This window comes from Halobacillus litoralis (assembly GCF_004101865.1).
GTDB classification, from domain to species: domain Bacteria; phylum Bacillota; class Bacilli; order Bacillales; family Halobacillaceae; genus Halobacillus; species Halobacillus litoralis_A.
This window is the reverse complement of record NZ_CP026118.1, coordinates 3,100,841-3,119,899: the sequence shown is the minus strand read 5'-3', so window position 1 is coordinate 3,119,899 and position 19,059 is coordinate 3,100,841. Positions and strand designations below refer to the sequence as shown.

Annotated in this window: 17 protein-coding genes; 2 read left to right on the top strand and 15 right to left on the bottom strand. The window is 41.5% G+C overall.

Annotation, left to right across the window (positions count from 1 at the left end; translation table 11 throughout):
• Window positions 1-18: 18 nt before the first annotated feature.
• On the bottom strand, window positions 19-903 hold the full coding sequence (gene galU, locus HLI_RS15510) for a UTP--glucose-1-phosphate uridylyltransferase GalU (RefSeq protein ID WP_128525823.1): 885 nt from the start codon (window positions 901-903) through the stop codon (window positions 19-21).
• Window positions 904-1,229: 326 nt separating this feature from the next.
• On the opposite strand from galU, the gene HLI_RS15505 reads away from it, so the two are divergent.
• Complete coding sequence (locus tag HLI_RS15505) at window positions 1,230-1,415, top strand: YjzC family protein (protein ID WP_128525822.1); 186 nt, start codon at window positions 1,230-1,232, stop codon at window positions 1,413-1,415.
• Between the two features lie 141 nt (window positions 1,416-1,556).
• On the opposite strand, the gene HLI_RS21745 is transcribed toward HLI_RS15505, so the two are convergent.
• Window positions 1,557-1,709 (bottom strand): hypothetical protein, encoded by a 153-nt coding sequence (locus tag HLI_RS21745; RefSeq protein ID WP_164908583.1) that lies wholly within the window; start codon window positions 1,707-1,709, stop codon window positions 1,557-1,559.
• Between the two features lie 572 nt (window positions 1,710-2,281).
• Here HLI_RS21745 and HLI_RS15500 point away from each other — a divergent pair.
• Window positions 2,282-3,694: a glycoside hydrolase family 18 protein gene (locus tag HLI_RS15500; protein WP_128525821.1), complete on the top strand. Its 1,413-nt coding sequence runs from the start codon at window positions 2,282-2,284 to the stop codon at window positions 3,692-3,694.
• Between the two features lie 350 nt (window positions 3,695-4,044).
• Here the strand turns inward: HLI_RS15500 and HLI_RS15495 are convergent, their stop codons facing one another.
• The 13 genes from HLI_RS15495 to HLI_RS15435 all read right to left on the bottom strand — a co-directional run bounded on the left by HLI_RS15495 (window position 4,045) and on the right by HLI_RS15435 (window position 18,998).
• Complete coding sequence (locus HLI_RS15495) at window positions 4,045-5,781, bottom strand: dihydroxy-acid dehydratase (protein WP_128525820.1); 1,737 nt, start codon at window positions 5,779-5,781, stop codon at window positions 4,045-4,047.
• Window positions 5,774-7,039 carry a nickel pincer cofactor-dependent isomerase, group 22 gene (locus tag HLI_RS15490; protein WP_206659619.1) on the bottom strand — a complete coding sequence of 422 codons (1,266 nt, stop codon included), beginning with the start codon at window positions 7,037-7,039 and terminating at the stop codon, window positions 5,774-5,776. The genes HLI_RS15495 and HLI_RS15490 overlap by 8 nt, the downstream gene beginning before the upstream one ends.
• 14 nt (window positions 7,040-7,053) lie before the next feature.
• The gene (locus tag HLI_RS15485) at window positions 7,054-8,505 is read right to left on the bottom strand and encodes an NAD-dependent succinate-semialdehyde dehydrogenase (RefSeq protein WP_128525819.1); all 1,452 of its coding nucleotides are present in this window, start codon (window positions 8,503-8,505) and stop codon (window positions 7,054-7,056) included.
• A gap of 14 nt (window positions 8,506-8,519) precedes the next feature.
• Window positions 8,520-9,371, bottom strand: a complete 852-nt coding sequence (locus HLI_RS15480) for a nucleoside phosphorylase (RefSeq protein WP_128525818.1) — start codon at window positions 9,369-9,371, stop codon at window positions 8,520-8,522.
• Window positions 9,368-10,159 (bottom strand): 2-phosphosulfolactate phosphatase, encoded by a 792-nt coding sequence (locus HLI_RS15475; RefSeq protein WP_128525817.1) that lies wholly within the window; start codon window positions 10,157-10,159, stop codon window positions 9,368-9,370. Before HLI_RS15475 ends, HLI_RS15480 begins: the two co-directional genes overlap by 4 nt.
• Window positions 10,160-10,172: 13 nt before the next feature.
• Window positions 10,173-10,943, bottom strand: a complete 771-nt coding sequence (locus tag HLI_RS15470; protein WP_128525816.1) for an energy-coupling factor transporter transmembrane component T family protein — start codon at window positions 10,941-10,943, stop codon at window positions 10,173-10,175.
• Window positions 10,940-12,676 (bottom strand): ABC transporter ATP-binding protein, encoded by a 1,737-nt coding sequence (locus HLI_RS15465; protein ID WP_128525815.1) that lies wholly within the window; start codon window positions 12,674-12,676, stop codon window positions 10,940-10,942. Before HLI_RS15465 ends, HLI_RS15470 begins: the two co-directional genes overlap by 4 nt.
• Complete coding sequence (locus HLI_RS15460) at window positions 12,654-13,292, bottom strand: ECF transporter S component (RefSeq protein WP_128525814.1); 639 nt, start codon at window positions 13,290-13,292, stop codon at window positions 12,654-12,656. The genes HLI_RS15465 and HLI_RS15460 overlap by 23 nt, the downstream gene beginning before the upstream one ends.
• Window positions 13,293-13,360: 68 nt before the next feature.
• Complete coding sequence (locus tag HLI_RS15455) at window positions 13,361-14,086, bottom strand: GntR family transcriptional regulator (protein WP_128525813.1); 726 nt, start codon at window positions 14,084-14,086, stop codon at window positions 13,361-13,363.
• Between the two features lie 420 nt (window positions 14,087-14,506).
• Window positions 14,507-15,343, bottom strand: a complete 837-nt coding sequence (gene larE / locus HLI_RS15450; RefSeq protein WP_128525812.1) for an ATP-dependent sacrificial sulfur transferase LarE — start codon at window positions 15,341-15,343, stop codon at window positions 14,507-14,509.
• A gap of 30 nt (window positions 15,344-15,373) precedes the next feature.
• Window positions 15,374-16,636, bottom strand: a complete 1,263-nt coding sequence (gene larA, locus HLI_RS15445) for a nickel-dependent lactate racemase (protein ID WP_128525811.1) — start codon at window positions 16,634-16,636, stop codon at window positions 15,374-15,376.
• Window positions 16,637-16,704: 68 nt separating this feature from the next.
• Window positions 16,705-17,844 (bottom strand): 2-keto-3-deoxygluconate permease, encoded by a 1,140-nt coding sequence (locus tag HLI_RS15440; protein WP_128525810.1) that lies wholly within the window; start codon window positions 17,842-17,844, stop codon window positions 16,705-16,707.
• The gene (locus HLI_RS15435; protein ID WP_128525809.1) at window positions 17,841-18,998 is read right to left on the bottom strand and encodes a glycerate kinase; all 1,158 of its coding nucleotides are present in this window, start codon (window positions 18,996-18,998) and stop codon (window positions 17,841-17,843) included. The genes HLI_RS15440 and HLI_RS15435 overlap by 4 nt, the downstream gene beginning before the upstream one ends.
• Between the last annotated feature and the right edge of the window lie 61 nt (window positions 18,999-19,059).

Sequence of the window (19,059 nt, the reverse complement as noted above, 5' to 3'; positions counted from 1 at the left end):
CCTTAACTATTTTTCGCATTATTTCTTCACTTGTTCGTTTTTTGCCACTAAACCTTTCAGAATATCCATCACATCATCTTTAAGATCCGGACGTTCCAAGGCGATTTCAATCGTCGTTTGAATGAAGCCTAATTTTTCACCCACATCATAGCGAGCACCGTCAAAGTCATAAGCGAACACGCGCTGGATTCCGTTCAGCTTCTGAATCGCATCGGTCAACTGAACTTCTCCGCCGGCCCCTTTTTCCTGTTTGTCGAGGAACATCATGATTTCAGGCGTCAAAATGTAACGACCCATAATAGCAAGGTTCGATGGTTCTTGACCTTGTGGCGGTTTTTCGACGAATGTCTTCACTTGATACAGGCGATCCTCCTGGTTTTCTGGATCGATGATTCCATAACGATGGGTTTGATCGTCAGGCACTTGCTGGACACCGATGACAGAAGAACGCGTCTTTTCAAATTGGTTGATCAATTGCTTCAGACCAGGTTCCTCGGCACGGATGATATCATCGCCCAATAGCACGGCAAATGGTTCATCACCGATGAATTTACGCGCACACCATACAGCATGGCCCAATCCTTTCGGCTCCTTCTGGCGGATATAGTGAATGTCGACATTGGACGTTTCATTCACTTTTTCCAGCATGTCGAATTTCTCTTTGCTTACAAGGTTATCTTCCAGTTCATAGTTTTTGTCAAAATGGTCTTCAATCGCACGTTTCCCTTTACCGGTTACGATGATGATATCCTCGATTCCAGATTCAATCGCCTCTTCGACGATGTACTGGATCGTAGGCTTGTCCACGATCGGAAGCATTTCTTTCGGCATTGCTTTTGTAGCAGGCAAAAACCTTGTGCCTAGCCCAGCAGCAGGGATGATTGCCTTTTTGATTTTACTCATAACATTGACCCCTTCATTTCATACAAATAATAGTTATTATCACTATATTTAATTATAACAGTTTAAAGTGGAAATTTATAATAAACCTGGTAAAACTCTTGTAAATAATCCCTGTGGTCCCACTGGAACCTTAAAGGACTGGTTCATTCATTTTTGTTCTTATGTTTATTAACGGCCACTTTTCATTCTGGTCCCTTTTAATATTACATTATCATAACAAAAAGTTAAATTATGTAATTTGCGTTTAGGGGCAAAAATAAACGGTAACACACTAAACATAGCAAAGGATGAATCCTTTCTAAATTTCATTTGGAGGTGGAGTTACAATGGCTAACAAAAAGACTTACAAAACTGGTGAAAAAGCAGAAGAAAATGGAACATTCAAGGTAGAAAGTCTCGTCAGTGGTGGTTCAACCGCAAATGATAATACAGAAATCAAACTGGAAAAAGGAGAACAGTTCCCACCGTCTCCTTCAAGCAATGAAGCCGCCCACTGGGTTAAAAGTTCTTAAGAATATATCTAATCAAGAAGACGCTGGAATAAAATAATTTTTCCACTAGAAAACCCGAACAAGTCGTTCGGGTTTTCTTTATGAAGCAAAAAATGCATACGCCGCTCCGGCAACATCCTTGGGGCTACTGAAAAACCCTTTTCAATCTAGTGGAGCTGTTAACATTTTTTGTTGCTTCTCACGAATCGCTTGTCGGTGGATGCTTGCCGCGGGCACGGCCTCAGCTAACTTGGTCAAAAAGATCACTTGACCAAGTGGATCTTCGACTCGTGCTTTTCCCGCAGGCGTCACCACCGAACGCTCATCGTGGAATCAACGAGGCCTATCTAAAAAAAGTGATTTTCATTGATTTTTATATGTCTCATCGAAGTAAAGAAGCCGAGTTGAACGATAAAATCGTCCTGTCCGGCCTTTCTTTGATGCATAACTCAGAAAGTTGCAGTTCTTCAGTAGCCTCAACATATTTCACCTTCATCGGGCACGGCCTCAGTCTCCTCAGAAGCAAAGACCACTTTCTTCCGAGGGCTTCTCGCGCTGTCCCCGCAGGGAGTCTACGTATGTTACCTACGCTCCATTTGGTCCATTCTACTCTATCGTTCGCCTTTTCCAGTAGCAGTTATCGTTTTTGTCCCAACTTCTTTTTTTATACAAAAATCGCGTCCCTGCATCTCGCTTTGAAACCTTTTTTCTCCAAGTAACCGTCCTCTCCATTAAAATTTTTCATTCCACTCCCGCAATTTATTAAGCTGAATTTTCCCCTGCTGCTTTTGCAAAACTACCTCTTCACCATCACAGCAGTAAAATAGGACAAGTTTCCTGTACATACCTTCTATATATAAACGTTATAAAAATGAAGGAGAGACCCTATGAGAATTCATGTCGTACAACAGGGAGAGTCTCTATGGCAGATCGCTCAATACTATGGTTCCAACATCAATCAGATCATTCTCGTAAATCAGCTATCCAACCCTAATGTCGTCGTCATCGGGCAGGCGCTTGTCATTCCTGAAACGAATAAAGAGTATGTCATCCAGAAGGGGGATACGCTGTGGTCGATTGCACAAAGGTTCGGCGTCACGACAGGCGAGCTAGCGGAAATGAACAACATCGCTGACCCATCCCTTTTATATATTGGCGAAATGTTGATTCTTCCTTATTTCACGTATGTCGTGCAGCCTGGTGACAATCTATGGGGCATCGCCAACCGCAATGGTGTCACAGTGAGCCAAATCGTGCAGGCGAACAACATTTCGAATCCTGCGCTCATCAATGTCGGGACACCACTTAGGATCCCCGCCGCAGCAAGACCCTCGACAGAAATCAATGCGTATACGACACAGACGACACCCCAAGGAGCACAGGAAGTGATTGCACTTGGAGAGCATTTCACATACCTCACCCCATTCATGTATGCGATCAGAGCAGACGGAACTTTGACGGATATGCAAGACACAGCCTTACTCGATGCCGCAGAAGCTCAAAACATCGCGCCATTACTTGTCGTGACGAACTTTGCGAACAACAGCTTCGATTCCGATTTAGCTGCAACGATTTTAAGAAGTCCAGATTTACAGGACACTTTGATCACAAATCTTCTGGAAATTATCCAAACCAAAGGTTATGAGGGTGTGAACTTTGATTTTGAATATGTCTACCCAGAAGATCGCGAAAATTATAATGCTTTTCTCAGAAAAGTAGTCGAACGCTTCAAGCCAGAAGGTCTGCTTGTATCGACAGCCCTTGCCCCGAAAATCACCGCAGATCAACAGGGCTTACTGTATGAAGCTCACGATTATCAGGCACACGGAGAAATTGTCGATTTTGTCGTGATCATGACGTATGAGTGGGGATGGGCAGGTGGGGAACCCTGGGCGATCGCTCCCATCAATAAGGTCCGGGAAGTGCTCGATTATGCCGTCACGGTCATCCCTCGGGATAAAATATTGATGGGCATACCGTTGTATGGACGCGACTGGAAGATCCCCTGGGTCGATGGAACTTTCGCGCGCACCGTCAGTCCACAGGAAGCCGTTGCTTTAGCAGCAAGGTACGGAGTCCCGATTGAATATGATCAGGAATATCAATCCCCCTACTTCCGCTACACCGACGAAAGCGGTCAACAGCACGAGGTCTGGTTTGAAGATGCCCGCAGCATTCAAGCGAAGTACGATACGATGAAGATTTACGGTTTGAGAGGAGGCAGTTACTGGGTGCTCGGTACTGCTTTTCCGCAAAATTGGCCGGTGCTGCAAACGAACTTCAAAGTTCGGAAGCTGTAGGGAAATCGGGCTGCGTTGATGAGGATAATAGGAGACTCATCCGCTTTCATACTCATTAAGGTTGGGACTCTTGTGCGGTCCTTTGTAATGAAAGTATTGCCACCCATCATAAAAAATAAGGGTAACGAGACATCCCTCGTTACCCTTATTTATTGGTATTTGGCAGAAAGGCTGAACAAGTTAACCTTCTTACATTGCTAAAAAAACACTCATCTCATTCACACAGATCGCCACATTCCGCAAACACCTACCGAAGTCCTTTTTCAGCTTTAGGACATCTACTCCAGAAAGCCAAGTTCTATCTTTTTCTCCCCTTCTAAGGAACTTATATTCTACTAATCATCTGAGTTTCATTGGTGTGATTGGTGAGAAGCTGATAGTTTTTCATTTTCTTCTCCCTCTTCTGAAACAGGTAGTAAAAAATCAAAATCGCAGCCTTCATTTGCTTGAAGTACATGTTGACGATATAACAGAGGATACCCCCTATTATAGTCGGTAAAAGCAGGCGGCCTCCATTCATATTGCCTTCGACTAATCTCTTCGGGTGAAACAAGCAATTCTATCTTTCTCTCAGGTACGTTAAGCTCTATCCAATCTCCTTCCTTGATTAAACCGATTGGACCACCAACAGCTGCTTCTGGGGCTACATGTAACAATACAGTACCGAATGCAGTACCACTCATCCGGCAATCAGACAACCTGACCATATCCCTGACACCTTGCTTGAGTAATTTATCCGGAATCGGGATCATTCCAGCTTCCGGCATTCCTGGCGCACCCACTGGCCCCCCATTCTGTAAAACAAGCACACTGTCAGGTGTTACATCCAAGTCAGGATCATTCAACCTTTCTTCCATATCTTTCAAAGAAGTGAATACAACTGCCTTACCTTTGTGGTTCAGAAGGTGTTCAGATGCTGCTTTCGGTTTTATGATCGCTCCATCGGGTGCAATATTCCCTCTTATGACGGCAATGCCTCCATCTTTATGTAACGGGAGAGATAAGGAACGAATAACATCTTTGTAATTTTCCTCCACCTCTATTCCAGCAAGGTTTTCACTAAGTGTCTCTCCAGTAACAGTCAAAGTATCTAAGTGGAGAAGTGGCGAAAGTTCTTTCAAAACAGCCGGGATCCCCCCTGCATAATATAATTCTTGCATCTGATATTTTCCTGCCGGCCTTAAATTTGCGAGAAACGGTGTAGTACAACTATAATCCTCAAAATCCTGCATATCTAACCGGATACCGTTTCTTCTGGCTATCGCAATTAAATGAATCACAGCGTTGGTCGACCCGCCTATGGCCATTAAAGTTCTGATTGCATTCTCAAATGCTTCTCTTGTCATAATATCTGATGGACGAATATTCTTTTCTACCAGACTTACAATTGCCTTTCCTGTCTCTTGCGCTTGGTGTAACCGTGCGTTCGCTGTTGCTGGTGTAGCTGCTCCTCCAGGCATCATCATTCCAAGAGCTTCAGAGCAAGCGGCGATAGTACTTGCCGAGCCCATCACCATACAATGACCAGCTGTAGGGGCGAGGCGTTCGTTGATTTGATCGATTTCATCCTCTTCAACCGTGCCGGCTTTATATTCTTGCCAAAAGAAACGGCAATCCGAGCAAGCTCCAAGAGCCTTCCCTTTATGCTCTCCATTATTCATAGGGCCGCCTGTAAAGAGGATGGCAGGTTTATTCGCGCTTGCAGCTCCCATTAACTGAGCTGGCGCCATTTTGTCACAGCCACCAATCAGCACCACCCCATCAATCGGCTGCGCATTTATCATTTCTTCTGTATCCATCGCAACTAAATTCCGATAAAGCATTGTTGTAGGACTTGTAAACATTTCCCCAATAGAAATGGTCGGAAATTCAAGGGGAGTCCCACCAGCCATGAGTACTCCCCGCTTAATAGCGTCTACCATAGGCTTGATATGACTATGACAACGATTAATTTCACTGTACGTATTACATATACCAATCACTGGTTTCTCAAAATCTTCCAATCCATGACCTAAATGACGTTGGAAAGCACTTTGAATAAATTGGCTGAAACCAGCATCCCCATAAGAGGTGTGAGAATTACTCATCTATGATCACCTTCCTGTTTTGAAAAAAGCTAATTTCTCCCTGCTCATTAAAAGATAAAGGTTCAGGTCTGGTCAGAACCTCTACTTGGTCTTTTATTTCATGTAAAACATTTTCAGAAATATAAAGGGTTTCTAAATTCAGTGTATTCTCTATAAAGGCAACTCGTAATTGAGTTGGATCTTCGACAGCTAGACTTTCCACCGCCGTTTCTACTACTTCCATTTCATTTTCTAATATCATCGGGATCATCGCACGCTGAACATATGTGCTGGTAATACAGTTTAAATAAGTCTTTTTTCTGTCTATTTTTTGAAACAAACGTTCTGTCGTCAAATCTGCTAACCCAATACCCGTAGCGTTCCCGTGGGAAGCATGATCCAAGTCCAAGACTGCAATTCTGCTAAAACAAGGGGATTCGGGTTCAGGTACACCGAGTATTTTCGTACGCCCTAACACATTCGTATCCATGCCTGTGCCACTGTAGTTTTTCCCCATCATGTGAACGACTAATAAATCTAAATCCTTGACAGGAAGCATAGGAAAATATTCCTTTGATTTAAGTAATAACTCTTTTTCTCTTGACACTATTTGATTTGGTGAAAGGACTTCTAGATAAGCTGTATCATCGAAGCTGTTTTCTACAATTGCTATCCCAGCCAGGACTTTTCCTGTTTCCAAGAACCCTGCCCCTACTTCTTGAACTGTTTCAGACATATTAGCCGGGCCTTGCCGATGTAACTGGTTAGCTCCTTTTGCCTTACCAAGACCTACCGTGATCATTTTCAGTAAACCACTTTCATTTTTGCCCTTGAAGGCTGTATGAAGTTTCACACGATTCAACACGATAATACCATCTGATTCCCAGGATTGTTCATCACAGAAAAGCTTAAAACCGTTTTTAGTTTCTCCAACTTCAATCACTTTAGAGGAAGTCCGGATGGGGCAGCCAATTGAACCCTCATTAAACCCTAGACTATGAAGCACATCCATCTGGCCTTCCTCCGTACCACCACCATGGCTGCCCATCGCACCTATAATAAATGGATGTGCTCCAATTTCTTTCAGATAATCTACTAATGTCTTTACAATCTCTACACGGTTCGTAATACCTCGACTTCCAACCGTAATGGCTATGGAGTCAGCGGGTTTTACTGAGGGCAAATGCAGAAATAATTCTTTCCTTAAGTGAGAAGAAACATCATCGATTTTTTCATTTGCAAAACATTGCTGAACCTTGATCATTTCAGGGAATTTCATGAAGGCGCACCTCGTCACTTCCTATTTGCTACAGCAATGGATACATATTTCATTTCAATAAATTCTTTGATCCCCTCATGTCCCCCTTCTCTTCCTAAACCGGATTCCTTAATACCCCCAAATGGTGCTTCAGCTGTACCAGGGAAGACGTCATTAATACCAATAATTCCATAATCAAGTTTTTCCATAACCGTAATGGCATTGTCCAGGTCTTTAGTAAATAGAAAAGCAGCCAATCCATAATCCGTATTATTCGCAGCCTCAATCGCCTCCTCCTCATGGTCAAAAGTCAGCACAGGGACAACCGGTCCGAATGTTTCTTGGGACATGATCGTCATATCATTCGTTACATTCGCGAGAACAGTAGGTTCATAGAAATAGCCTCCAGAACCTTTCCATTGTTTCCCACCCGTTTTCACTTCTGCCCCTTTTGAGACGGCATCATGGACCTGGCTTTCAACCTTTGCCAACCCTTCTCCATTGATTAATGGACCGACTTCGACATTTTCGTCCGATCCCATCCCTATTTGAAGCGCTTCCACTTTTGCTTTCAACTTTTCTATAAATGGTTCTTCAACACTCGAGTGTACATAGATACGGTTTGTACAAATACACGTTTGTCCACTGTTTCGATATTTACTTGCGATTGCCTGATCAACAGCTAAATCTAAGTCCGCATCTTCAAAAACCAGCAACGGCGCATGCCCCCCCAATTCCAAAGACATTTTCTTCACCGTTTTAGCACCGGCCTCCATCAAATGTTTTCCAACTTCTGTTGACCCTGTGAAAGTTAACACCTTTATATCTGAACTATCCATAATCTCCTTACCAATTTGGTCAGGCTCTCCTATTAAGAGGTTCAACACTCCCTGAGGAAGGCCCGCTTCTTCAAAGATTTTGACGATTTCAATAGCACTTAATGGTGTCTGTTCAGCAGGCTTCAAGACGACTGTACACCCTGCCGCAAGAGCTGGTGCTACTTTTCTAGTTACCATAGCAGCAGGGAAGTTCCATGGGGTTATGGCGGCAACTACCCCTACCGGTTTCGGGACTACCCACAAACGTTTATTCTTCTTTGAAGAAGGGATGATCTCGCCATAAACTCGACTCGCTTCCTCGGCGTACCAAAGTAAGAAGCTTGCAGCGAATTCAATTTCCCCACGTGCTTCGTTCAATGGTTTACCTTGTTCTTCCGTCAGTATGGATGCAAGTTTTTCTTTTCGCTCTAACATGAGATTATAAGCTTTATATAAGTATGCGGAACGTTCCCTTGCTGTTTTATCTGACCATTCCGGAAATGCCTGATTTGCAGCTTGAATGGCTTGTTTTGTTTCACTGACTCCTCCAGTAGGTATTTCAGTGATTTTCTCTCTCGTAGCAGGATTTAAAACTTCCAATACTGTGTTGCTCCCTGGGTGTATCCATTGACCATTAATATAAATCCCTTTTGCAGTATCTACGATCATGATATCCACTCCTATTAATTGGTAGTTGTTTCTTTATCACTAATTGATGGGAACCAATAGTCTTTCTTTCTACCTTGCTTAAGCTGGTCCCATTCAGCCAAAATTTGGACAGCGAGATTTGCGACTCGGATACTTTTTTCAACCCCACCATAAATGAATTCATCTCTGATTCTATTGGCTACCACCGTACAAACTGATCCAGCACGCAATCCATACAAGCCCGCAAGCGTAAAAATCGTCGCTGCTTCCATCTCAAAATTCAAAACACGGGCATTCTTTAAATCCTTTACCTTATCTTTGAAGAATGTTTGTTCATACCCTTGAAAGCCAGACCTTCCTTGGCCACAATACCAAGAAGCTGTAGAACAAGACACACCTACATGGTACCTGTAACCTAATTGTTCAGCTGCTTCCACAAGGGCTGCAGTTGCTTCATAATGGGCACTGGCAGGATAACGATCGTCTACGTAATAATGACTTGTGCCATCGTGCCTCACCGCACCTGATGAAATAATGACATCCCCTGGAGAAATATGTTCTTGGATGGCAGCTGTGGTCCCAACACGAAGGAATGTATCCCCTCCTAGAGTGGCAAGCTCTTCAAATGCACTGGCAGTAGAGCCCCCGCCAGCCCCTGTAGAACAGGCGGATATCCCTACATCCCCAACCTTCCCACTAAATGTTCTATGTTCCCGATAGTTGGCTATTTTCACAGGTTCTCTCCACTCTTCCGCTATTAGATCTACACGATCTGGGTCGCCGGGAAGTAAAACATATTTCTCAATGTCACCTTCTTTACAGCGGATATGATATTGCAATCCCTCATCCATTACAGGTTTAGACGCGTTTGATTTCCAATTTTTCATTTGACAACCACCTCATTATTTTTATTTACGACAATTTCACCGTCTTTTGTAAAACTAAGGGAAGGAGCAAGCGAAGATGAATTTTCCGTCGCGCAAAGCGCAATATCTTCATGGCATTTAATATTACGCATCGTTTCCCCGCTTCCCGAATCTTCAAAAGCTTCGATTGTATCTTTGTACTTGGACAATAGGTGTTTACAAATTTTTGCAGAATCTTTGAAAAGCGGTTTACGATTAAGCGATTCTGCTGTTTTTTTTCCATATTCCAGTAAAACACCAGCTGTGTAAGTATCATCTAAAGCAGCAATTTCACCATTTTCCCTCCCTGCACAAACTATTGTCACACTGCTTTCCAAATCAATTGCCATTTTAACAGCCTTTTCCATTACAGCTTTTGCATTTATCAATGAGCCTACTAGTACTTGTTGAATACCAAAATTCCATAATGTAATACCTGCCAAGGTCCCATTGGTCGTTTTCAAAACTACCCTTTTGTCTTTAAGATCCATATCCTTGATTGAAATTAAGGATGGACTGAATTCTGCATACTCTGAGACTCCACCATAAATATTTTCTGCACATATCAAAGTCTGATGTTGATCTAAACCCTCCAATGAGTCTCTTATTTTGCTTTCATTATCAGCCAATATGATTTCGATGCACCCCTTATCCAACATCGTTACCATCGCTGTTGTCGCTCGAAGAACATCAACAAGGACACAAACCTGAGAAGGGTTTTTTTTAATATCCTTTGGCATAAATGCTACTTCAAACTTTAAATCAGTCATCCAATGCCCCCCTTCATATGATTCTCTCAACTATTAGATACACGGTGGTTATACACCAGACAGCACCGAACATGACTCCACTAGCGGTGTAAGATACTTTCCGAATATAAGTACGGTCGCTGTATGCTCCATATCCTTTTGCTTCCATTGTATTTGCGGTAACACGAACTCTCCTTACCGCACCCATTAAAAGCGGGAGGGTAAATCTTTTCATATTGAGTGCTTTATTTTTTAAACCCTTTTGTTTGCCCACACCACGGATTGTCTGTGCTGCTTCAATAACTTTTGCCTCCTGCTCCAATGTAGGGACAAATCGTAGAGCTACAAAAATAGAATATGCATAGCGGTACGGTACTTTCATTTTTTGAGTTAATGAATTGACAATATCTCTTGGATCACTTGTGGCGACGAATATTAGAGAGGTTGTAAAAATTGTAAGTATTCTTAACGTAATAGCCAATGCAAAATCAACAGATTCTGAATAGATATTTAATGGACCCATTGTGAATAGGACATTCTCACCTGGGACAAGGAGTACCTGGAGAATAAAGAAGCCTATACTGAACAACAGCATGATCCATATTCCACGTATGACAAATCCGATACTCAATTTAGCGAGAATCAAAGCGGAACTAAAAACGATAGTGAATAAGATAAACTGGGGAAGTGATGTTTCATATAAGAAAACCAATACAGAAATACAAAGCATCCAAATGAGTTTGGTGACAGGATCGAGTGAATGCATAAATGACTTCTTTTCATGAAACTGGAAGGATAAGCTCATAGGACTTGTTCCATCCTCCCTTCTTTTCGAAGAAACTGATCAATCGTAATTACAGCTTCATCCTTAGAAAATGAGGATAGTTGTTTAGCTAATTGGGAGATAGGGGGTTCAATCAAAGATGCTTTTCTTAGAACGTCTTCGTTCATAAATAGTTTTTTTACATTTCCGTCATATATCAAATCACCTTGATGCATGACAAGAGCAGAATCAGCCCATTTGCAGACGAGCCTTATATCGTGGGTGATCATGATAATTGTTTTCCCTTGATTTTGTAATTCTTTGCAAAGCTCCAGGAGTTTTGTGGCACTGGCATAATCCTGCCCAGTTGTGGGCTCGTCCAAAATAACGATCTCCTGCCCTAAAATTAGAGAGGCGATGACACTTAAACGGCGTTTTTCACCCCCGCTTAACATGAACGGGTGTTTGTCTTTTTGCTCATAAAGATTGATTTGCTTTAAGGCTTTGATTCCTTGTTCCACTATTTCTGCAGGTAAGTCTTCATTATCTTCTAAGCCATATTTTACTCGTAAGCTGTAAATTGTTTCTTCAAAAACGTTATCTGTGACGAATTGATGTTCAGGGTTTTGAAATACATAAGCAATATCATCCGTCATGGAAAGGAGATCTCTTTTAAAAGTATCCTCGCCCTTTAAAAAAACTTTGCCTTTAGGTGGTTTTATAATCCCCATTAAATGTTTGACAAGTGTAGTTTTCCCAGAACCATTTGTTCCCAGGATCGTGACAAAATCACCTTTCTCTATAGAGAAATTCACATTTTGTAGTGCCTGGGTGCCATTTGGGTAGGAATAACTTAAACCCTTTACAGTGAGCGCTCCTTTCTCCTTATTGGTTGGATTAATTATGGGAGTGGGGGCAGGATTCATTTTCCATTTACCTTTAAGTTCTCTGACTGCTTCGTCTACTGAAATTGGAAAACGATTGAACTGCATCCCATTTTTTTTCAACTCAATAGCAAGTTCAGAAATTTCAGGAACCCAAACCCCCATATCCAACAGCATATCAATAGAAGTTTCTAATATATCTTGTGGTGTTCCTTCCTTAACTATTTTTCCTTCATCCATTACAAGAACCCGGTCAACCAAATGCATGATATCGTCGATTTTGTTCTCCACAACCACAATTGTATGACCATAATCTTTGTGAAGGATTTGCATTAAATCGAAGATGTCCTTAGTTGCCTGAGGATCTAAATTTGCTGTCGCATTGTCTAACACTAATGTGCTTGGTTCCATTGACAATACAGAAGCAATCCCTACTTTCTGTTTTTGACCCCCAGATAACTCAAATACTTTTCTATTCTCAAAACCTTGCATACCTACTTTATCAAGACAGTTGACAATTCGCTCTCGGATTTCCGCAGGATCAACCTTTAAATTTTCCGGTGCGAACGCAACTTCATCCTCTACGTAAATATTACAGAGTTGAGCATCTGGATCTTGAAATACCAGACCCATACTCGTGGATAAATCTTTTAACTCAAGTTGAAGAACATCTTTATCCTCTACAATAATTTCTCCTCCGATCCGACCCTCCATAACATTCGGAATGATACCATTGAAAGTTTGGCATAATGTGCTTTTCCCACAACCGCTTGGACCAACAATTAATACAAATTCCCCCTTGTATATTTCGAGAGACAAATCCTCCAAGACAGGTTCTGTTTCATCTTCGTAAATATAAGTCACATTTTTAAGCTGAATAGTGGGATTCATCCTTATTCACCTCTTTCTTACGTTGCTTATGAATATTGAATCCTTTTAATATGTTTGTCCCAGCTAAGATATCCCCTACAATTTTGCTCAACCAGCCAGATAGAATTATGCCACTCACACAACGGATGACAAATGCAATCAAGAGTATTGTGATTCCCCATTTGTAATAACCGAACCAAAAGGAAGCGACTATAAACCATAGAGGAACTGCTAGCAGACCTGCCACAGCCGTGCTTAACCAATCCCAACGTTTATACCGGAATAATGCGAACCCAATTTCCACACCCAATCCGTCTGTAGTTGCTGCAATTAACGAAACCAATCCATTCGGATTACCAGAGATGATTTGGACTACACCTGCTAAAGTCAGAGTGAAAAATGCGACTCCCGGTTTTCGAATAATATAAGCAGCTAAAACACCAGAAATGCTGTAAAGACCAAGAGTGATCGATGTCAGAATTGGTCCACCTATAGCGGTGAGCAGCTGATTAAGCATAGCGATATAAGTCATGGCCACCCCGTTTACAATAGCCAAAATGGCAATAAGTACGATGTCTACCGTAGTAAGCCTCTTCATTTTTCTGCTATTCGAAACCGCTTTTACCACTGTACTCATTCTGTTTACCTCCTTTTAAATAAATCAGAGAAACATCATGCCTTCAGATACATTTTATAAGGACATTATCACCCCTTCTTCCTGATCACATTGAATTCAAACTTATCACTTAGATAATAACTGTCCGAAAATAGGACAGGAATTCCACTGTTCGAATAGTGAGTCTGCTTCAACAATAACAATGCACTCTGTTCATTCAATTGTAATTTTGAAGCGATTTTGTCGTCACTGATCACCGCTTTAATAGAACAAATGGAGAAAGAAATCTCCATCCCGAACTTATCAAGGAATTTTGATAATGATTCATAGTATTTCTCCCGATATTCATGTTCCATCCCATTTATATAAGGGATATAATCCTCTACATAAACTACTGGGTGTTCATCAGCTGTACGGACCCTCTCAATATATAAAACTTCCTTATTCTTATCACCCAGGGAAAGCTGCTTACAAACTACCGGAGAAGCAGTTTGTATCTTAGAAAATACATTCATCGTACCCGGCATGTAACCTTGAGCTTCAATAATGTTTGTAGAGCTCTCTAGTGTTGCTATGTTGGTTTTCAAACTATTTTTAGATCCAATCACAAACGTCCCTACCCCTTGCTTACTGAACAAAAAGCCTTCTTGCTCCAAAGTTCGGATGGCCTCTCGGATTGTGTTCCTACTAACTCCCAACTTCGCTGATAATTTTTGTTCAGATGGGATTTTCTCCATCGGCTCAAGATTTTCATTTATTAATTCGAAAATCATGTCTCTAGCTTGTAAATATAAACTTCTGTTAGCCAACTTCATAATCAGTTACCCCCTACATTTTCTCCTTGTAGGACGTACCACGATGGTCGTCCTACAAGTTATATTCATAATTTTCACACAATTACTTTGATAATTCAATGGGTTTTAAGATATTACTTAATAAATCGTTCCACATATTCCGACAGTATATATGCTCTTTCTACTTCTTTTAACATTTAAAGAGTGCCTGAGTGTTGCTACAATAAAGTACTAGTGTTACATAAGCGATTCGCTCTTCTTGTGCAGTTTCATGACTTTCGTTATAGGTATTTATTATATCCTTTTGTCCTTCATCAACAATACGATTAATGCCTCAAGCATTGTGTGATAATAAAAAAATTGCCTGTTTCGGAATAAACTCGAAACAGGCAATTTTTCATTTGCTATTCTTTTAATAACTCACGAAATCAAAAAATCCCCTTAATTAACCACTTTATCAATTGAGTTCCCATCCAATACTTCATTCATACTTCCCGTTCTGTACCCTTCAAGGTCTATCGCTACGTATTTAAATCCAATTGATTTTAGCTCAGTTTGAATCTGCTCACGATTGCTCAATAGTTCTTCTATTTTTTCAGGAATCACTTCTATTCGTGCAACACTCCCGTGATGACGTATACGTACTGGATCAAAACCAAGCTTTGCAACAAACCTTTCAGCTTGGTCGACCTGCTCAATCTTTTTCTTATCTAACTTAGTTCCATAGGGAATGCGAGAAGCTAGACTACATGAAGCAGGTTTATTCCAAACAGGTATTTCAAGATGCTTAGATAGTTCACGGACTTCATCCTTGTACATATTCGATTCCTGAAGTACACTCCGAATCCCTAATTCCTCTCTTGCCCTTAAACCTGGTCTAAAGTCTTCTAAATCATCCATGATCATACCATCCAATACGTAATCATAACCCCATTCATCAGCTAGTTGATTTAAATGCTTGTAGAGTAATTTCTTACTATAATACCAGCTATCGGGATTATTTGAAGCAATTTCTTCATCATCAAGTTCATTTATTTCAGTTTTGTGAACACGCGCCCCCATATCATTTGCCAAGTTAATAGCACCTTCAAATTCTTCTTTGCGGAATAGTTCAGAGGCAACCACTACAGCAAGTACATTCGAAGATCCTAGTTCCTGCTGCGCGCGCTTTAACACTAATGTGCTATCGACACCACCAGAGAAAGCTACAAGAACCCTATTCATCCCGGAGAGAATGTCACTTAATTGGCGATTCTTATCACTAAGGGTTGTATTCATTATGTTCTTACCACCTTTTATATTTATTATTTATTCTTCGACGTAAGGGATTGTTAAAGGACCTAACGGAAGAACAGCTATACTCATATCTTCACCATATTTCCCCTTCAAATCTTGCACTGTCTGTTCAATTGAATTGACTGGATGCAACATAGTCCCTCTAACTTGTTCATCTGTAAGAGTTGAATATATGTGTACATCGGCCCATACCTGTACCACAGCCTGCTTTTGTACCTGCCATTGGTCAAACATTTTAAAGTCCGGATTGTTGATCATGTCCAGCAATTGTTGAGGTGTTTCAGCCATGTCAAAGATCTTCGAGTAATTCCCATGGTCCGGGAGGCCATCGGAACACTCTGAAGCTACTATGACGGCCCCCCCTTCTTTAACTATTTTGTGGGCAGCACTCATTCCTTTTACAGCCTGATATAAATTTTGGTCTAATGGGTAGCCAGAGTTAGAAACAATGACGACGTCAAAACGTTCCTTACATTTATACATCGTATGTTCTTTTGCAAATGCACACCCTACATCGTGAGCTTCATATAATTCACCAGCGAAGACTTCTGTAATGTCCTTCTCGCGGTTCAAGGTAACATTCAGCATAAAATCAGGTTTGCAATAACTATTAATTTCACGGGTCATATCCTGAACCGGATTGTTCACCATATTCCCCCAAGTTGATAGAGGGTCACCAATCATTCTGGCGTTATGAAAGGTCATAATCGTTTCAATACCTGCTATACCTGGCATAATTCCTTTAGGACCACCTGAAAAACCAGCGAAAAAGTGAGGTTCGATAAAACCTGTGACAATTCTAAAGTCGGATTCTACATACTCCTTGTTCAGATAAATATCACATCCAAACTTGCTTTTACCAAGATTGACGTGCTCATCCTTCTCATGACAGTGATTGTTCACAATTCGAATATTATTCACTACCCACTCGCCAAGCATCTGAATAAATTCTTCTCTCGTTTGATCACGGTGGGTCCCTGTCCCATTGATAATCACAATATTCTCCAAGGGGACATGGTCCAGTTCTTTAATTATTAATGGAACCAGGATATGATTCGGGGTGGGACGTGTAATATCACTGATCACAATTGACACCGTGTCGGTTGAAGAGACCGACTCTTTTAATGGACCTGTTCCAATCGGATTTCTCAAAGCTTTTAATACTGCCTCGTTTTCATCTTCTATTTCAGGTAAGTTTTTCGGTTCTATAATAAATGAATCCTCTGGTAAATCAACGGTCAAACCTTTTTTACCATACAAAATCTCTGTTTCCATAACTTCCCTCCTTGCACTTATGCATTTTATCATAATATAGTGTACAAATTTATGAATTTAAAAAATATTCAATTATTTACAACTCTCTTTGTCTCTTCTTCTGTAACTTCTCTTTTTTCAGAATGGGTCCCGAGATCTTCTCGATTTCCGTATATCCCTTTCCTTCTCTGATATTTATCAACTAAAATTACTAACACAGGGCAGAGTAAAGCAGTCGCAATGGTAGATATGGATATTTGGGCTGTTGCTATTGGTACAATATTCTGGATGGCCTCCGCTTCAGCCTGTGTCATGGCACCAGATCCTGCTGCTCCGGCTGCTGCCGCGGCTACGGCTGCGGGGGTAGCCGCTGCGTTTCCAGCCGTGGATGCTTCCGATACAGGAGCAATATAACTCTTCTCTTTGAACAGCTTAAACGCAAGAATACCCATTCCTCCTGTAAGAAGTACTGTTAAAAACGCGATGGTCAGTCCACCGGTTAACACGGTAGGATTAAAGAAGTTTGCTAGATTCATTCCTGCCCCCAGAGAGAAAGCGAAAAATGGAATCGTTATTGCTTCCCCGGGTCTCAGGAATTCTCTGATTTTTGGATCGAGGTTCCCTAGTACCATTCCTATAGTTATCGGAAGCAATACTGCGATAAATGAAATCATAGGAAAAGAAGTTCCAAGGATACCTAAGGATAACAAGGTTAAGAAAGGACCATCATTAATCGCAAGTATTGATAAACCACCCACATCCGATCGATTACCATATTGACCAGTTAATGCTGCGTACATTCCGCTATTACTGTTTGTCATTCCAGCAATAATCGCGAGAGTGGAAAGGCCAAATAACCCGCTCATCGGATCAAAGAAATAACCAAAAGCCATCCCCACACCAAGCCCTGTCAAATACTTGGTAACAGTAATAAGTGCTCCTTTTTTAATGGCAACCTTTCCTACTTTTAGGTTCATCTGACTTCCTACACAGAAAAGAAATAAGGCAATAAGCACAAGAGCACTGTCTTTAAACAGTTCTTGTGAAAACCCGCCAATCCTCAGGAACTCGAAGTAACCTTCCTCGGTTTCAGGAGCTCCCAGTGCTTGTAATACATTCATCACCACAGGAATATGCATTTGATCAATGGTATTCAACAATGCACCAAGTAAAAGTGGAACGACCATCAGACCTCCAGGTACTTTCTCAATTGTATCTTTAATTCTCATAACATCATCCTCCTTTTACTCTCTAGACTTTGATAGAAGTAAGCTCTCACCACTTGCTCTGTACAGCTTGCTAACAGATTCTCAGCCTCATTCACCGCTTCCTTAAGTGTCATAGGTCTACTCATCATGCTAGTTACACTGACGACACCAAAGTCATAAAGCGAATCAATACCTTCTCCGACTGCTCCAGCAATAATAATACTAGGGACTTCTTTTTGTTTGGCCAACTGTGCTACGCCCATTGGGGTTTTTCCAGAAGTGGTCTGGCGGTCAACTTTTCCTTCTCCAGTAATAACCAGATCTGCTCCTTCCAGATGTTCCTCCATATTGATGTAACCAAGCACCACGTCAATCCCCCGGTTCATTACCGATGGAAAAAAAGCTTGAAAGGCGCCCCCAATCCCCCCAGCTGCCCCGGCACCTGGGCGATCATGCAAACGCACTCCTGTTACCTGTTTCACTTTATCTGCCCAATGTGCCATGTTGGTGTCTAATATTTCCACTTCCTCTTTACTTGCGCCTTTTTGGGGACCGAAAACATAAGAAGCTCCGTTACTGCCTATAAGTGGATTTTGTACATCAGAGGCAATCATGAAGTTGCCTGATCTGATACGTTGATCAAAACCCCTTGGGTCAATTTCATAAATTTCATTTAGAGCACCTCCACCAAAACGTACTTCTTTCCCTTTACGGTCCAAAAGTTTCATTCCAAGAGCTTGCAGCATGCCAGCTCCCCCATCATTGGTTGACGAACCTCCCAAAGCCAAAATAAAGTTCGCAAATCCATCATCAAGCCCCTGTTTAATGAGCTGACCTGTTCCGTAAGTAGTCGTATTTAATGGAGAAGTACCCTCAGGGGCGAGCTTGAGTCCTGAAGCAGTAGCCATTTCAATGACACATGTTTTGCTGTCCCCTAATATTCCGTAAGTAGCTGAAACCTCGTTACCTAAAGGATCTGAAACTTTCACCTCTCTCTCATAACCTCCTGTCGCCGCCACTAAAGTTTCCATCGTCCCTTCCCCGCCATCACCTACAGGAAGAAGGACTGTTTCCGCATTTTCAAACACGCTATGAATTCCTTTGTTCATTGAATTTGCCGCCTCTACTGCACTCATACTGCCTTTAAATGAATCAGGTGCTATGATAATTTTCATAATAAAATAACCTCCAAAGAAAACGCTTCCAAACTAACTAGTTAAAATTATACGAATATTG

Bases quoted from the DNA above. Each gene is read 5' to 3' on its own strand.
- galU (WP_128525823.1), bottom strand. From the start codon at position 903: ATGAGTAAAATCAAAAAGGCAATCATCCCTGCTGCTGGGCTAGGCACA.
- HLI_RS15505 (WP_128525822.1), top strand. From the start codon at position 1,230: ATGGCTAACAAAAAGACTTACAAAACTGGTGAAAAAGCAGAAGAAAAT.
- HLI_RS15500 (WP_128525821.1), top strand. From the start codon at position 2,282: ATGAGAATTCATGTCGTACAACAGGGAGAGTCTCTATGGCAGATCGCT.
- HLI_RS15495 (WP_128525820.1), bottom strand. From the start codon at position 5,781: ATGAGTAATTCTCACACCTCTTATGGGGATGCTGGTTTCAGCCAATTT.
- HLI_RS15490 (WP_206659619.1), bottom strand. From the start codon at position 7,039: ATGAAATTCCCTGAAATGATCAAGGTTCAGCAATGTTTTGCAAATGAA.
- HLI_RS15485 (WP_128525819.1), bottom strand. From the start codon at position 8,505: ATGATCGTAGATACTGCAAAAGGGATTTATATTAATGGTCAATGGATA.
- HLI_RS15480 (WP_128525818.1), bottom strand. From the start codon at position 9,371: ATGAAAAATTGGAAATCAAACGCGTCTAAACCTGTAATGGATGAGGGA.
- HLI_RS15475 (WP_128525817.1), bottom strand. From the start codon at position 10,159: ATGACTGATTTAAAGTTTGAAGTAGCATTTATGCCAAAGGATATTAAA.
- HLI_RS15470 (WP_128525816.1), bottom strand. From the start codon at position 10,943: ATGAGCTTATCCTTCCAGTTTCATGAAAAGAAGTCATTTATGCATTCA.
- HLI_RS15465 (WP_128525815.1), bottom strand. From the start codon at position 12,676: ATGAATCCCACTATTCAGCTTAAAAATGTGACTTATATTTACGAAGAT.
- HLI_RS15460 (WP_128525814.1), bottom strand. From the start codon at position 13,292: ATGAGTACAGTGGTAAAAGCGGTTTCGAATAGCAGAAAAATGAAGAGG.
- HLI_RS15455 (WP_128525813.1), bottom strand. From the start codon at position 14,086: ATGAAGTTGGCTAACAGAAGTTTATATTTACAAGCTAGAGACATGATT.
- larE (WP_128525812.1), bottom strand. From the start codon at position 15,343: ATGAATACAACCCTTAGTGATAAGAATCGCCAATTAAGTGACATTCTC.
- larA (WP_128525811.1), bottom strand. From the start codon at position 16,636: ATGGAAACAGAGATTTTGTATGGTAAAAAAGGTTTGACCGTTGATTTA.
- HLI_RS15440 (WP_128525810.1), bottom strand. From the start codon at position 17,844: ATGAGAATTAAAGATACAATTGAGAAAGTACCTGGAGGTCTGATGGTC.
- HLI_RS15435 (WP_128525809.1), bottom strand. From the start codon at position 18,998: ATGAAAATTATCATAGCACCTGATTCATTTAAAGGCAGTATGAGTGCA.